The sequence below is a fragment of the Rhizobium laguerreae genome, from assembly GCF_019778565.1.
Lineage (GTDB): Bacteria > Pseudomonadota > Alphaproteobacteria > Rhizobiales > Rhizobiaceae > Rhizobium > Rhizobium laguerreae.
The window spans coordinates 285,704-300,506 of the sequence record NZ_JAAXQT010000007.1 but is presented as its reverse complement, the minus strand read 5'-3'; the positions used below and the strand labels follow the sequence as shown (position 1 = coordinate 300,506).

The following is a 14,803-nucleotide window of genomic DNA, read 5'->3' as shown; positions in this document are numbered from 1 at the left end:
AAATCGCTGCTCAGCCCTGCTGGTAGAGCGCAAAGGCCTGTTCGCCGTTCGCATCCTCGTGCACGATCGCCATCAGCCCGCGCACCACGGCACCCGGATTGGCGTGCTGATAGATGTTGCGCCCATAAACCATGCCCATTGCGCCCTGTCGCATCAAGGCGGCGGATTTGTCGAAGACGGCACGAAGGTCTTCCTTGCCGCCGCCGCGCACCAGAACCGGGCAACGAGCTGCTTCCACCACTCTGTGGAAATCCTCGGCATTGGTGGTCGGATCCGCCTTGACGATATCCGCCCCCATCTCGCGGGCGAGCCGCGTCAAGGTAACGATCTTGTCTGCATCGCCATCGACCATGTAACCGCCCTTTTCGGTGACCGGCTGCATTACCAGCGGCTCGATCATCAGCGGCATGCCATACTTGTCGCAATCGGCCCGCACGCGGGAAATGTTCTGCACGCATTGGCGGAACAGGTCCGGCTCGTCCGGCAGCATGAACAGGTTGACGACGACGCAGGCCGCATCCATTTCGACCGCGCCGATCAACGGCTCGGCCTCGTTCTGCAGCACCGCCCACATGTCGCGGTGGCGGATCCGATTATAGGGATTGCCCATGTCGATGCGCATAACCAGCGCCGGCTTGTCCTTGCCGGCCACGTCCTGCAGCAGGTCCGCCTGGCCGTAATTCATCTGGATCGCGTCCGGCCCGGCTGACACCAGGGCCTTGACGACGGCCTGAATATCCTCCAGCCCGTTGAGGAAGGACGGTTCGTTGCAGACCCCGTGATCAATCGCCACGTCGAGGCAACGGCCGCCGCCGAACAGCCGGTTCATCCGGACTTTGCTGTTGTGTCGCATTCTGTGCTCCTTGGTTCGTTCCTTGCAGAAAGCATGTCTTCGTCGACGCCGTGGCGTTCGGTGAGAAGGGTGAGAAAACGGTGGCGCTCACGGGTGCGATGCGCGAGCGTCCAATGCTTTTCCTGCGTCAGCAGGTCGAGTGCTGCATCCATCATGTCGAGCGAAAGCTCGCCCGAAACGGCCAACGTCGTGCGCCGCAAAAGCAGGTCGTCGAGATGTTCCACCGCTTCCTCGCGGATCAGAAACTGCAATTCGCGCACCGAGTAGCCGGCGTGCGGCAACACTGTATCGGGGCCTGCCACGATGAAGCCGGCAACCGCCTCGGCATCCGTGCCGTACCGGGCAAACAGCTCGCCCATGCGCCCACCGGGAAGGCCTTTGCTGGCCGCCGCCTGCGCAAGCCAGACAGGCGCGTTGGCCGGAAATGCCTGCCCGCCGCCGATCGGCCGATCGGTTGTCGCAACGCGGCGCTGCCGGCCTAGTCGTTCCAAAGCCATGTCGGCCGCCAGTTCCCCGAAGGACCGAAATGTCGTCCACTTGCCACCGATCATGCACAGAACCGGCGGGCCGCCATCCTTCGGCTCTATGACCGTGCAGAAATGATCGCGCGGGATGCGGCCGGTAAAACTGTCGGTGCTGGCCGGCAGCGGCCGCACGCCGGAAAACTGGAAAACGATCTGTTCCGGCCGGATGGCGATATCAGGCAATACGAAGGCGAGCGATTGCAGGATATAGTCCCGCTCGTCGGCCTCGCAGCGCACGGTTTCCGGATCGTCGACGCGGATATCGGTGGAACCGACGAGAACCTTGCCGAGATAGGGAAACAGGATACAGATCCGCCCGTCTTCGTTCTCATAGTAGATCATGTGATCGGCCAGCGCATCGCGCAGCTCCGCATTGTCGACGATCAAATGCGAGCCCTTGGTGCCGCCCATCAGCGGAGCCGGCCGCGCTTCTGGCGAAAACAGGGTCTGATTGGCGATGTCGATCCAGCCGCCGGTGGCGTTGATGATCAGCGCCGGTTCGACGGCAACGGACGCGCCGCCGATCTGGTCTTCGACGCGGTATTGACCATCCTCTGTCCGCCGCAGTTCCGCATAGTTCAGCGCCATTGCCCCAAGCTTTGCTGAAAGACCATCCTGCAGAAGCTCGATTCCCAGCCGCTCCGGGTGGCTGACCCAAGCGTCGAAATAGGTGGCGGAACTCTTGATGTCGGGATTGAGCGCCGGCCACTTGGCAAGTGTTCTGCGCCGGCCACGAAACTGGTGGCGCGGCATCAGCGCCCGTTTGCGGGTCAGGAAATCATAGATGCACAGGCCCGCCTTGATGGCGACGGCGCCACGCCGGCTCGGGCGGCGGCTGAGGCCCAGGAAGCGGACGATGCCATTGCCGAGGCCGGAAAAGATATCGAACACCGGCACCGTCGTCGGCAGCGGCGCGACGTAATGCGGCGCATTGCGCAGCAGACGGTCCCGCTCGACCAGCGATTCCTGCACCAGCTTGAATTCGCCATTTTCAAGATAGCGGAGCCCGCCATGCACCATGCGCGACAGCGCCGAACTGGCCCCGGAGCAATAGTCGTGTTTCTCGACGAGCAGCACATTCAGCCCCTGCAGCGCCAACTCCCGAAAGACGCTGATGCCGTTGATGCCGCCGCCGATGACACAGACGTCCACCTTTGGGCTCTGGCGGAGCCCGTCCAATATCTCTTGCCGATTCATGATGGCGATCCGCTACCTGTCCATGTCAGTCAGTTTCGCCGCTATGGCCGTATCGATGGCAGCAAGCTCGGCCGCATCCAGCCGGATCGTCCCCGCCCGCGCATTGTCGAGCGCTTGTGCCGGATTGCGCGCCCCGCAAAGTGCAAAGGTGACGCCCGGCTGCGCCAACGTCCAGGCAATCACGATTTGGGCGATGCTGGCGTCGTGTTTTTCGGCGACCGGCCGGATAGCGTCGGCCAGCGCTGTTGCCTTCTGGCGGTTGTCGACCGAAAAGCGCGGATTGCCCTTGCGCTGGTCGTCACCTGAGAACACACGGTCAGGACCGATGGTGCCGGACAGCAACCCCAGCGCCAGCGACGAGTAGCTCAGCGTTGCAATGCTGTTGGCCTTGGTCAGCGGCAGAAGCTCCGCCTCGATCTCCCGGTCGATCATGCTGAACCGCTCCTGAATCGCGTCGAGACCACCGACAGCGATATAGGCATTGAGGTCGTCGGGACTGACATTGCTTGCACCGATCGCCCGGATCTTGCCCGATGTGCGCAGGTCTTCCAGCGCCCGCATCGTTTCCCCGATAGGGGTCGTCGGATCTTGCCAATGGGTGATGTAGAGGTCGATATAGTCGGTTCCGAGCCGCCTCAGGCTTTCCTCGACCTCATGCAGGATCGCGTCGCGGCCGAGATAACGGTGCACCGGCTTGCCGTCCTGGTCGAAAAAATGACGGCCCTTCTGCGTATGCCAGACAAGGCCGCATTTGGTGGCGATGACAGCCTTGTCGCGGCGCCCGCTCAGTGCCTTGCCGACGATCTCCTCGGAACGTCCAAGCCCATAGGCCGGCGCCGTGTCGATCAGCGTCACGCCGGCATCGAGCGATGCCTGGATCGCCGCGATGGATTCGGCCTCGTCTGTCCCGCCCCACATCCAGCCCCCGATCGCCCAGGTGCCCAATCCCACCGCCGAGGCGGAAACGCCCGATTTGCCGATCTCACGTGTCAATTGCTGTCCGCTCATGCCCATTTTCTCTCCCCATTCGCCAATGCCAGCACCCGCGCACCCGTCGCCTCATCGGTCACCAGCGTATCCAGATGATTGCCGCGCAGAACGCTGAGGATCGGACCTGCCTTGTTCGGCCCGCTCGCCACACCGATCTTGGTGGGGATCGAGGCGAATTCCGGCAGCGTCAGCGACACCAGCGAACGGTTGAGGCTGTAGTCGCAGATCTGGCCATGATCATCGAGCAGATGCGCCAGCAACTCGCAGGAGGCACCGGACCGCTCGATCGCGGCGCGGTCGGTGCTCGAGGACGGATGCAGCTCGTAATAGCTCGAATCGTCCGAGAGGATCGAGCCGATGCCGACCACCGCCACCTTCGCCTCACGCGCCCGTTTGAAAACGTCTGCGACGGAACGCATGGTGATCAGCATCGCCCGCTGCTCGGCATCGTCGGCAAAGAGGGGCGCATGGATTTGGTAGGAACGCCCCCCAAGCCGGTCGGCCATCAAGGTCGAGACATGGTTGACGTCGGTATAGTGCTTACCCTGGACGCAGCCGGTTACTGGAATGACCTCGACATTGAACCGACGCGGCGGCTGCAGACCGGCAACGACGGCGCTCACCCCTTTGCCGCCGGTGATGCAGATCGTATCGCCATCGGTGATCTCTTCCAGCAGCAACCTTGCTGCCGCTTCGCCGACGGCTTGAAGCGCCGTCTGCGGGTTGTCGGACACTGTCGGCACCACCACGGCGCGGCCGATGCCGCCAAGCGCTTGGAGCCGTTCTTCCATGTCGACCAGCGGCTCGACCGGCGACTTGATCTTGATCTCGACCAGGCCGAGCTGGCGGCCGCGCTTGATCAGGCGGTTGACGGTGGCGTGCGAGATGCCGAGCTGATCGGCAATCTGCGCCTGTGTCAGTCCCTCGAGGAAATGCAGGACCAGAGCCTGGTGCATCTGCCGGGCGATGACGATTTCCTCGCGCGGCGCATTTGCGGGTTTGAGCTTGGCTATCGGCATATCAGGCAGCCTTCCGCTTGTGCAGGAAATGGTCGATCGAGACGGCGGCAAGCAGAATGCAGCCTTTGATCATATCTTGCCAATAGACAGACACGTCGAGCAAGATCAATGAGCTTGTGACGACCGACAGCAGGGCAATACCAAGAATTGCTCCTAGGATCGTGCCGGAGCCACCATTCAGCGACGCACCGCCGATCACCGCGGCTGCGATGATGTTGAGTTCCATGCCGACGCCAAAGGTCGGGGTCGCGGCACCGAAGCGGGACATGTAGATCACCCCGGCAACACCTGATAGCGTGGCGCAGAGCACCGTCACCCAGAACTTCACCTGGTTGGTCTTGATGCCGGAATAGAGCGCCGCCTTCTCGTTGCTGCCGGTGTAGAATACCTTGCGGAAGGCAGTTGCCCGGCGCAGCAGGAAATCGAACAGCACGACGACCGCAACAAAAATCAGGATCACATAGGGGACGCCATAGAATGTGCCCTGCCCGACCGCCTTGAACGAGGGTGGCAAGGTGAACAGCGACAGCGGCGTGCCCTTGGTGATGATCAGGCAGATACCGCGCACGATGACCATGGCCGCAAGCGATGTGATGAAATGGTTGAGCCCGACGATCGTGACGAAGAAGCCCATGACACAGCCGATCAGGCCGCTGGCGATAACGCCGATCAGGGATGCGCTCCAGGGATCGAGCCCCATCAGGAACAGTGAACCCGACAGCACCATTGAGAAGCAGACGACCGAGCCGACCGACAGGTCGATGCCGCCGACGATCAACAGGATGGTCATGCCGACGACGACGATCCCTTCGACCGAAAACGACATCAGCATCGCCCGGAAATTACCGAGCGTCAGAAAATGCGGCGAGGCGAAGCTCATGACGATGCAGAGCGTCAGGATGATCGCGATCAGGCCCGCCTCGCGCATCGTCCCCAGCCGTTTCCAGCCGGGCGCGCGTGCCTGATGTGCCGTTGCCAATGTAGCGTCCGCCATGACCCTGTCTCCTGCCCCTGCTTTTTCCCTATGCGGCATGCTCTGATGCCTTTGAATTGTTGTGGCCGCCGATACCCGAGGCGAGCCGCATGATCGCTTCCTCCGTCATCGCCTCGCCTTCGACCTCGCCTGCCACTGTACCTTCGTGGATGACCAGCACTCGGTCGCACAGGCCGAGAAGCTCCGGCAGTTCCGACGAGATCACGACGATGCCGATGCCGGAGCGCGCGAGATCGCGCAGCAGCCGGTGGATTTCCGATTTGGCGCCGACATCGATGCCGCGGGTCGGCTCATCCATCAGGATGACCTTGGGATTGACCGCCAGCTGCTTGGCAATCGCCACCTTCTGCTGGTTTCCGCCGGACAGCGATGAGACCGGCATGTCGATGCCACCCATCCGCACGCCGAGCCGCCGGACCAGGTTGTGGGCACGATCCGCCTCGGCCTTGGAATTCAACAGCCCCAGCGGTCCGGTCAGCGATTTCAAATCGAGAACGGCAATGTTCTGGGCAATGGAAAGATCGAGGAAAATGCCGGAGCCTTTCCGGTCTTCCGACAGGTAGACGACGCCCGCCTGCGCGGCCTGCGCATAGGAGCGCGCCCGCAGCCGCTGTCCATGCAGCTGCACCTCGCCGTCGGTTACCAGCCGCAATCCGCAAATACCTTCGGCTATTTCGGTGCGGCCTGAGCCGATCAGCCCGCCGACGCCGAGAATTTCCCCTTTGCGCAGGTCGAAGTTCACATCCGTGAAGCGGCTGCCGTCGCCGAGATCGCGGACACTGAGAATGATCTCGTCGGTCCGCTCCGCCGGCGCCTGCTTTTCCGGATAAAGCTGGGTGATCTCGCGCCCGACCATCCGGCGCACCACATCATCCGGCGTCACGTCCGCCACTTTCTCCGTCGAGACGTAGCGGCCATCGCGAAACACGGTGACCCGGTCGCACAGGCTGAAGATTTCGGCCATGCGGTGGCTAATATAGATGATCGAGATACCCTGCGCCTTCAGGTCGCGGATGATTGCGAACAGGATCTGCGTCTCCGATTCCGTCAATGCCGCCGTCGGTTCGTCGAAGATCAGCACCCGGCAATCGAGCGTCAGCGCCTTGGCGATCTCGACAAGCTGCTGGCTGGAAATCGACAAGTCGCCGACTTTGCGGCGCACGTCGATCGGCGCCAGACGGTTCATCACGACCTGCGCATCCCGCTCCAGCCTGTTATAGTTCATGAAAGGCGAGCGGCGGCGGTTGGTCGCGGCCATGAACATGTTCTCGGCCACCGTCGCATCGGGGCAGAGCGCGATTTCCTGATGCACGAGGCCAAGCCCGAGCGCTTGCGCCACGGCCGGCGACGTCACCTTTACCGGCACGCCGTCGACGAGAACGTCCCCCTCGGTCGGCTGCAGCACGCCGGCAATGATGTTCATCAGCGTCGACTTGCCCGCGCCGTTTTCGCCGCAAAGCGCATGAACCTCGCCTCTTTCCAGGCTGAAGCTCACCTCCGTCAACGCCTTCACCGCACCGAAGTGCTTGCTGACATTGCGGATTTCCAGAACCGGCACCGACGCCATCATCGACTCCTCCTCACGCTCGCGGTGGCTGTCCGGCGCTTCACGCCCCGGACAGCCGGCACAAAGGCTTACTCCTCGATGCCTTTGGTGCCCCTCCGCTTCAGATACTTGTCCCAGTAGAAGTCGTCAGCATTGGCAGCCGTGACGATCGACAGACCGTTGTCGACGAACGGAATGCTCATCGGATTGAAGCCGACGCGCTTGGCGTCGTTCATCGGGTCGATGAGTTCCGGATGTTTTGCAAGCCACAGGAGCATGAAGCCCATGTAACCCTGCATGCCCTGGTTCGGATTGATCGAGCCGAACACTTCGCCCGCCTTGATCATGTCTAGAATGTTGGCGTTGACGTCGGCGCACATCACGAGGATCTTGCCGCCGCTTTCCTTGTTGGCCTGAGAAGCGCCGATGGCCGAGTTCGCTTCCGGCATGAAGACGGCGCCGATGTTCGGATGTGCCTGCACCAGGCTCATCAAGCCCTGATAGGCCTTGTTCGGGTCCTGGTTGGACGCAGCGCGGCCGACCAGCTTCATGTCAGGATATTTTTCCTCCATACGGGCGATGAAGGCGGCGATACGCTTGTCGTGGTTGTCCTGGCCCGGATTTTCCAGAACGGCATATTCACCCTTGCCACCCATCTTTTCGGCAATCGCGTCGGCCGCATAGGTGCCTTCGCGGGTATTGTCCGACGTGACGAATGAGATGCGCTTGGAAAGCGGCGCATCGGCCGCGAAGGTCACGACTGCCGTGCCCTGGTCGATCGCCCGGTTGATCGGCTCGATGAACGGGTCGGAGTTCATCGGGTGAACGAGAATACCGGCCGGGTTCTGGGCCAGCGCCTGGTCGAAGGTGGCGATCTGTTTGTTGACGTCATATTCCGGCGTGCCGGTATAGGCGGTCTCGCAACCGAGCTGCTGACCGGCCTGCTTGAACATTTCATAGACCGGGAACCAATATTCGACGCCCGATACCATGACATTCATGACGTATTTTTCACCGGGCTTGCAGCGGAAGGGATTTTCCGTGTCCGCGCTGGCAAAGCCGGCGAAAAGCGTCGACGCAAGGACCGCCAATGCGGTCGTGCTTAGAAATTTGCGCAAGTTTCCTCCTCGAGGCCGAAGCCCCTCCCAAATATCCGGCGGCGCCTCAGCGGCTGCCGATGATCCATTGAAGACCGGAGTTCCTCCTCGAAGTCCGGTATGGGCAGATAATCGCAACGGCAGAGCTCTGTCAATATAATTCATACAGTGAAATATATTTCACAAAAGACTGTGTGGCGGAATGTCGATGGCGCCTTAGGCGAATACCGCTAACAGGGGACAGAGCAGGTGAGCAGTTATTTGAGTGACGAAGGTTGCTCTTTCGAAGGAGCGGCAGCGGAACCATCTGCTCCCGCCGCGGGTTGGATAGGCATCCTCAAGCTCTCAGCCCACGGAGCATGCCATGGCTATATCCGCCAGCAATCGAGACTCGGCCGCCTATCCGATGCAGTCGCTGTTTGTCCCGTTTCCCTTCGTCTGCTTCACGCTCGCGCTAGCGACCGATATCGCTTTCTGGCAGACCGGCAATCTGATGTGGCAGAATTTCTCTGCATGGTTGCTGTTCGCCGGCCTTATGTTGGGCTCGCTTGCAATTCTGGCCGGATTGATGGATCTGATGCGTCCCCGCACCCGCCCTTTGCGGCCGCCGCTCCTGTCCGCGCTCCTCTATCTGATCATACTGGGCATCGCCTTTGCCAACAACCTTGTCCATGCCGGCGATGGATGGACGGCCGTAGTCCCATATGGACTGATGCTTTCGGCCCTCACCTTTGTCTTGTGCCTGGTGGCCGCAGCAGTTTCCGCTCGAAAATATGCCAGACTGGCCTGGAGGATATGATGAAAAAATCCCAGATTCTCGGCGCTTCGCTTCTGTCGATATCTCTTGGCGTCGGTCTTGCCGCTTACGCTCAAAGCGGAGATTTTGATATCTCTCAGCAGATCGGACCGAATCCCGTCCTTCCGGAACCAACCGCCTCACTGTTGCCTGATCTGAAGGTAGCGGATGTCGTTGGCTGGAAGGATGGTGAGACGCCGGCCGCCCCGAACGGTTTGACGGTCACTGCTTACGCCAATGACCTCGCCAATCCGAGAACAGTCCACACCTTGCCGAACGGCGACGTACTGGTGATTCAGTCGCGCGGCCCATCAGGCAAACCGACCTCACGGCCGAAGGATTTGATCCGGGGCTGGATCATGTCGATCGCTCGTGGTGGCGGCGGCGAGCAGAAGGAAAGCAACGTCATCACGCTGCTGCGTGACGCGAACCGCGACGGCAAAGTGGATGAGAGGCACGATCTTCTGAAGAAACTCGATTCGCCGTTCGGTGTCGCCTGGGTCGACAACACGCTCTATGTCGCCTCGACGTCCGCCATTCTCGCCTACCCCTATGAACTTGGTCAGAATAGAATCACTGCCCAACCGAAAATCCTGACGCCCTTGCCCGGTGATCCGATCAATCATCACTGGACCAAGGACCTGGCGCTGAGCCCCGATGGGCAGATGCTTTACGTCTCGGTCGGCTCGAATTCCAACGTCGCCGAGAACGGGCTTGAAGCAGAAAAGGGCCGTGCGGCGATCTGGCAGGTCGACCGGCACACCGGCGCGGCGCGCGTCTTCGCCTCAGGTCTGCGCAATCCGAACGGCCTTACCTTCAACCCGGAGACAGGGACGCTCTGGACGGTCGTCAACGAGCGCGACGAACTCGGTCCAGACCTCGTTCCCGATTACATGACCTCGGTCAAGGAAGGAGGTTTCTATGGCTGGCCATGGAGCTACTATGGCAAGCATGTCGATGCGCGCGTGCATCCGCCGCGTCCCGACATGGTCGAAAGGGCGATCCCACCGGATTATTCACTGTCGAGCCATGTCGCCGCGCTCGGACTGACCTTCTCGATGAATTCAGCGCTGCCGGCCGCTTACGCCAACGGCGCCTTTATCGGTGAGCACGGCAGTTGGAATCGGGACAGCTTCAACGGCTACAAAGTCGTGTACGTGCCATTCGAAAACGGCAAGCCATCCGGCAAGGCGCAGGACGTCGTCACGGGCTTTATCCAGGGCGACCAGGCGAAGGGGCGGCCGGTCGGCGTCGAGATCGACGGGACGGGAGCGCTGCTCGTCGCCGATGACGCCGGCAATACCGTCTGGCGCGTATCGTCGTCCGACGGCAAAATCACGCCACAGCCAATCGGCACGGACCAGGTAAAATTGCAAGTTTCGACGAATTCCGCGAGAGATCAGACCCCCGATGTAGATCCGAACATCGGAACGGAAATGACGGGGTCGGTTGCTCAATCCCAGACGCCGCCTGCGTCGCCCGATAACCGCCCGACCGGCCTGGCACCACCACCTTCCGGCCAACAACAGGATGAGCGCCGGCCTGCGCAGATGCAGATTGCCCCTGCAACCGGTCCTTAAATTCGGAGGTGTAGAATCCGACGCTTCGCATGGTGCCTACAGCCATTCCGACCACAATTCCGGGCGCGAGACCGCTGGGCACTTTTGTGGAATTGCTCTACAGCCGATTGGCGCGCAATAAGGTGGCACGAGACAAATACCCGACAAGTGTCCCATCTGCGGCTCTGACGTGCAGGCCCGGCATCTCACCGGAGAGGATAAGCGCCAAGGCGTCGTGAACCGTGGCATCAGCGGCAATCTCGGCATCGCCGTTCGACGGTTCCGGCGCGGTCATGATCATCGATACGGCGATCAAGCTCAGCCTTTTTATGGCTCGGTCGGGACCGAGGAAACTCTCGACGAATTCATTGACGGGACGCGCGAGGATTTCCTGCGGGGTATCATACTGAAGAAGGCGCCCATCCCGCATGATGGCGATGCGATCGCCCATCTTGATCGCCTCATCGAGGTCATGGGTGACGATGACGACGGTCTTCTTCACCTTCCTGAGAATATCGCGGAATTCGTCCTGGAGCCGAACGCGAGTGATCGGATCGATCGCGCCGAAGGGTTCGTCCATCAGCATGATGGCAGGGTCGGCGGCGAGCGCGCGCGCGAAACCGACGCGCTGACGCTGCCCGCCCGACAATTCGTGTGGCAGGCGCTGCCGCATGATAGCCGGATCAAGGCCCACGAGATCCAGCAGCTCGTCGACCCGGCGATCGCTGCGCGCCTTTTCCCAACCAAGAAGCCGCGGCACGGTCGCGACATTGCGCGCGATCGACATATGCGGAAACAGACCGACTTGCTGGATGACATAACCGATGCTGCGGCGCAGCTCTTTCTGATCGACCCGGGCGATATCTCTGCCATCGACCAGCACACGTCCCGTCGTGGGCGTCTCCAACTGATTGATCATCCGCATGGTCGTGGTCTTGCCGCAGCCCGACGGACCGATCAGGGCAACCGTCGTACCGGTCTCGATCAGGAGATCGAGATTGTCGACCGCATGCTGGCCGCTTCCGTCGTAATTCTTCGTAACATGGTCGAGATGAATCATCCTGATATCCGCTTTCGGCCGCTTAGCGCCGTTGAGTGAAGACGCGCTCCAGGGCGCCGAACGCCAGTTCCGCAAAGATCGCGAGCAGGGCTATCGGGACCGCTCCGACGAGAAGGCGCGGCATGTTCATGATCGCAATGCCGGCATTGATGAAATCGCCAAGCCCGCCGCCGCCGATGAAGGAGGCCAGCGCCGCCCCGCCGATGACCTGGATGGCACTCGTCCTGACGCCCGACAGAATCGACGGAACGGCCAGAGGAAGTTCGATCTCCCACAGCATCTGCCCGGCGCTCATGCCCATTCCATCTGCCGCATCGATCACCGAGGCGTCGATCTCGCGGATGCCGATGATCGTGCTCAACAGCAGCGGCGGCACGGCAAGGACGATGAGGGCGACCACCGACGGCAATAATCCGATGCCGAGAAACGGCATCGCCGCCGACAGGATCGCAAGGCTCGGTATGGAGCGCAAGGCGCCGGCAATATTGACCACGGTAAAGGCGGCGCGAGGTGCCCGTGCGACGGCAAATCCGAGTGGCACGGCGATGACGAAGGCGATGCCGAGCGATAGGACGCACATCAGCAGATGGCGATTGAAAGCATTGAAGAAGGTGCCGGAGTTGTTGAAGATCCAGCTGAATGCATCGATAACGATCATGCTGCTTTACCTCCACTGCGCCGGCGCAGCAGCTTTTCGAAGGATGCAAAACAGTAGTCGGCAAAGAGCGCCAGAAATGACGTCAGCAGCCCGCCGGCGATGATCTTTTCGGGGAACCGCTGGTCGATGCCTTCGAAAATAATGACGCCCAGCCCGCCGGCATTGATATAGGCGGCAACGGTCGCGATGCCGATGACCGTCACCATGGCAATGCGGATACCGCCGACGATATAGGGCATCGCCAGCGGCAGCTCGACTTCCCAGATCCGGCGCGCCGTGCCATAGCCCATGCCATCAGCAGCTTCGAGTATGTCACGCGGAATTGCCTGAAAGCCCATGCCGATATTGCGGATCAGGATCATTAGCGAGTAGGCGGCAAGACCGGTAATGGCGGGTGCTGCCCCAATCCCCATGATGGGGATGAGAAGCGCAAACAGCGCCAGGCTCGGCACGGCGAACAGGATACCGGTGAAGATGATGATAACCGCGAAGCTCCGCGGCCGCCTTGCCGCCCATATCCCGACGATCAGTGAGATCACCAGGGCGATGCCGACCGAGGAAAAAACGAGATACAGGTGCTCCAACAGCGCTTCGAATAGCCGGTCGAGGTGTTTAGGGACCCATTTCATCGTCGAGACCTCCGCGTCCGGGCGCTCGTTCGCCTGTCTACCATGATATCCCCAATCTGCGATCGGCGTCGTCGGCTCTCTGCGGCAGGACATCGTAGGCCGACGGAGCGACCGCCGAAAATCGCCTGAGGCCGAGCCGTTCCAAAGCCGCCGCTCCCTCAGGCGTTTCATGCAACGTCACGAGGCTCCGCTGTAACGCTGTGGCGATGTCCGCGGGCAACGTTTGCGCGGCAACCAACAGCGGCGCGGGAAGCGGATCAGTCGTCGCCAGAATACGAAGACCATCGATCGCGTCGCGTTCGTGCATCGACAACAATTGGAAGGCATAAGCGTCGATCGCGCCCGCATCGATCCTGCCATCCTTGAGGGCTGCGACGATGCCTGAGGGGTTGAGCAGTGGTCCAACCGTCGTGCCCTGCTTCATCGTGCCTGCAAATCGGCCTGCAAGGTAGGAGCGCGCAGCATGGTAGCCCGATTGGGAATCGCGGACGGTCCAGCCCCAACGTGCCGTAGCGAGATCCGCCACCGCGCTCACCGGCCCGGTGGAGGCGACGAGGATGTGGCTGGCATAGAGTGGTTGGTCCACAGACCATGCTTCGCTGGAGACGGGTGCAGCAAGGGCAGTCGGTCTCGCTGCCTCGGGCATGCGCGAAAACGGATAGCCGCACATGAACACCGCCCCCATGTCCGGCCTCGCCCATAATTCCGACAAGGGTGCTGGTGCGGCATGAGCGATGATCTCCAGCTCGACGCCGGAACGGACGCTGACCAGCGCGAACAGCGCGTCCCACAGGCCGCGAATGCGCGGGCTGAGATCATACATTCTCGAACAGGCGATTGGCTTGAACATGACCATGGCTATTTATGCGAACCGCAGGCGCTGGCCGATATCCATCTTCCTGGCTTTCGCCACCATGGCGGCGCCGAGCGCCACGTCGGTCGTGCTGAGGCCGCGATGCCAGAACAGGATCGTCTCCTCGTCGCTTTCGCGGCCGGGTTTCATGCCGCAGACGATCTGGCCGATTTCGGCATGCAGGTTCTCGGCCGTCACCTTGCCCTCGTCGACGTGACGGCGAAGCGCTCCGAAAGGCTTGCCGGGGCCGCATTGTCCCCAATCGTCGACGACGATCTTGTCCATGATATCGGTGAGATCGAATTCAAGCGCGCTCATCGTGCCATAGGGTACGACGAAGGCTCCCTTCTTCACCCATTCCGTCTTGAACAGCGGCGCCGGTTCCGGCAGGCGGCTGGCCTCGACCATGATATCGGCGCCCTTGAGGCAATCCTCCCAATTGTCGGTGACGACGATCTTCTTGCCGAGATCCGCCTCAAGACGCTTTGCGAAGGCAGCGCGACTTTCCGGGCGGCGCGAATGCACGCGGATTTCATCGAAGTCGAAGAGATGATCGAGAAGGCGGACATTCCAATAGGAGGTTCCGCGGGCACCGATATGGCCGAGAATCTTGCTATTCTTGCGGGCTAGGTGTTTTGCGCCAAGGGCAGTCACGGCGCCGGTGCGCATGTCGGTGATAGCAGTTGCGTCGATGATGGCCTTCGGCACGCCCGTGTTCGGGTCGAACAGGTTGAGGACCGCAAGCTCCGAGGGCAGATCGACCTTATAGTTATCGACGAAGTCGCCGACGACCTTGACGCCGGCATAGTTCAGCGCTTTGACATAGCCGCGAAGCACGTTGAAATGGCCCTTGTCGGAGCTCTCCGGCACAAGATGAACACGCGGCTCGATGACGGTTTCGCCCCTGCCCTGCGCATCCAGCGCTTTCGACACCGCATCGAGAATCTCGTCATTCGTCAGCGCCAGCGCCTTGGCATCGAGGGCGTTGAGATAATCGATCCAGATTTCCTGCATTTCCCGCTTCTCCA

The 14,803-nt window shown here is 61.3% G+C and carries 14 protein-coding genes; 2 read left to right on the top strand and 12 right to left on the bottom strand.

The window, feature by feature from the left end; translation table 11 throughout:
• Positions 1-10 precede the first annotated feature (10 nt).
• The 7 genes from HFO71_RS22345 to HFO71_RS22315 form a co-directional block, all read right to left on the bottom strand.
• The gene (locus tag HFO71_RS22345; protein WP_168258560.1) at positions 11-853 is read right to left on the bottom strand and encodes a class I fructose-bisphosphate aldolase; all 843 of its coding nucleotides are present in this window, start codon (positions 851-853) and stop codon (positions 11-13) included.
• On the bottom strand, positions 826-2,574 hold the full coding sequence (locus HFO71_RS22340) for a glycerol-3-phosphate dehydrogenase/oxidase (protein ID WP_168287582.1): 1,749 nt from the start codon (positions 2,572-2,574) through the stop codon (positions 826-828). Before HFO71_RS22340 ends, HFO71_RS22345 begins: the two co-directional genes overlap by 28 nt.
• Positions 2,575-2,586: 12 nt before the next feature.
• Positions 2,587-3,582: an aldo/keto reductase gene (locus HFO71_RS22335; RefSeq protein ID WP_131641420.1), complete on the bottom strand. Its 996-nt coding sequence runs from the start codon at positions 3,580-3,582 to the stop codon at positions 2,587-2,589.
• Positions 3,579-4,583 carry a sugar-binding transcriptional regulator gene (locus tag HFO71_RS22330; protein WP_077976939.1) on the bottom strand — a complete coding sequence of 335 codons (1,005 nt, stop codon included), beginning with the start codon at positions 4,581-4,583 and terminating at the stop codon, positions 3,579-3,581. The genes HFO71_RS22335 and HFO71_RS22330 overlap by 4 nt, the downstream gene beginning before the upstream one ends.
• 1 nt (position 4,584) lies before the next feature.
• Positions 4,585-5,577: an ABC transporter permease gene (locus HFO71_RS22325; RefSeq protein WP_131627437.1), complete on the bottom strand. Its 993-nt coding sequence runs from the start codon at positions 5,575-5,577 to the stop codon at positions 4,585-4,587.
• 28 nt (positions 5,578-5,605) lie between these two features.
• A complete protein-coding gene (locus HFO71_RS22320; protein ID WP_077977059.1) occupies positions 5,606-7,144 on the bottom strand; it encodes a sugar ABC transporter ATP-binding protein in 1,539 nt (512 codons plus the stop codon).
• 68 nt (positions 7,145-7,212) lie between these two features.
• Positions 7,213-8,241 carry a substrate-binding domain-containing protein gene (locus HFO71_RS22315; RefSeq protein WP_077976937.1) on the bottom strand — a complete coding sequence of 343 codons (1,029 nt, stop codon included), beginning with the start codon at positions 8,239-8,241 and terminating at the stop codon, positions 7,213-7,215.
• A 343-nt stretch (positions 8,242-8,584) separates the two neighbouring features.
• On the opposite strand from HFO71_RS22315, the gene HFO71_RS22310 reads away from it, so the two are divergent.
• Positions 8,585-9,019: a DUF2231 domain-containing protein gene (locus HFO71_RS22310; protein ID WP_131627439.1), complete on the top strand. Its 435-nt coding sequence runs from the start codon at positions 8,585-8,587 to the stop codon at positions 9,017-9,019.
• The gene (locus HFO71_RS22305; protein ID WP_077976935.1) at positions 9,019-10,596 is read left to right on the top strand and encodes a PQQ-dependent sugar dehydrogenase; all 1,578 of its coding nucleotides are present in this window, start codon (positions 9,019-9,021) and stop codon (positions 10,594-10,596) included. The genes HFO71_RS22310 and HFO71_RS22305 overlap by 1 nt, the downstream gene beginning before the upstream one ends.
• 97 nt (positions 10,597-10,693) lie before the next feature.
• Here HFO71_RS22305 and HFO71_RS22300 read toward each other — a convergent pair whose 3' ends face one another.
• From HFO71_RS22300 to HFO71_RS22280, 5 genes are read right to left on the bottom strand one after another with little or no spacing between them, the layout of a single operon-like run.
• Positions 10,694-11,635, bottom strand: a complete 942-nt coding sequence (locus HFO71_RS22300; protein ID WP_132612025.1) for an ABC transporter ATP-binding protein — start codon at positions 11,633-11,635, stop codon at positions 10,694-10,696.
• Between the two features lie 22 nt (positions 11,636-11,657).
• Positions 11,658-12,293, bottom strand: coding sequence for an ABC transporter permease (locus HFO71_RS22295; RefSeq protein WP_077976933.1), 636 nt, complete (start codon positions 12,291-12,293; stop codon positions 11,658-11,660).
• The gene (locus HFO71_RS22290) at positions 12,290-12,922 is read right to left on the bottom strand and encodes an ABC transporter permease (RefSeq protein WP_003550062.1); all 633 of its coding nucleotides are present in this window, start codon (positions 12,920-12,922) and stop codon (positions 12,290-12,292) included. Before HFO71_RS22290 ends, HFO71_RS22295 begins: the two co-directional genes overlap by 4 nt.
• Positions 12,923-12,959: 37 nt before the next feature.
• The gene (locus HFO71_RS22285; protein WP_077976932.1) at positions 12,960-13,778 is read right to left on the bottom strand and encodes a phosphate/phosphite/phosphonate ABC transporter substrate-binding protein; all 819 of its coding nucleotides are present in this window, start codon (positions 13,776-13,778) and stop codon (positions 12,960-12,962) included.
• Between the two features lie 6 nt (positions 13,779-13,784).
• Positions 13,785-14,789, bottom strand: coding sequence for an ornithine cyclodeaminase family protein (locus tag HFO71_RS22280; protein ID WP_077976931.1), 1,005 nt, complete (start codon positions 14,787-14,789; stop codon positions 13,785-13,787).
• Positions 14,790-14,803 lie beyond the last annotated feature (14 nt).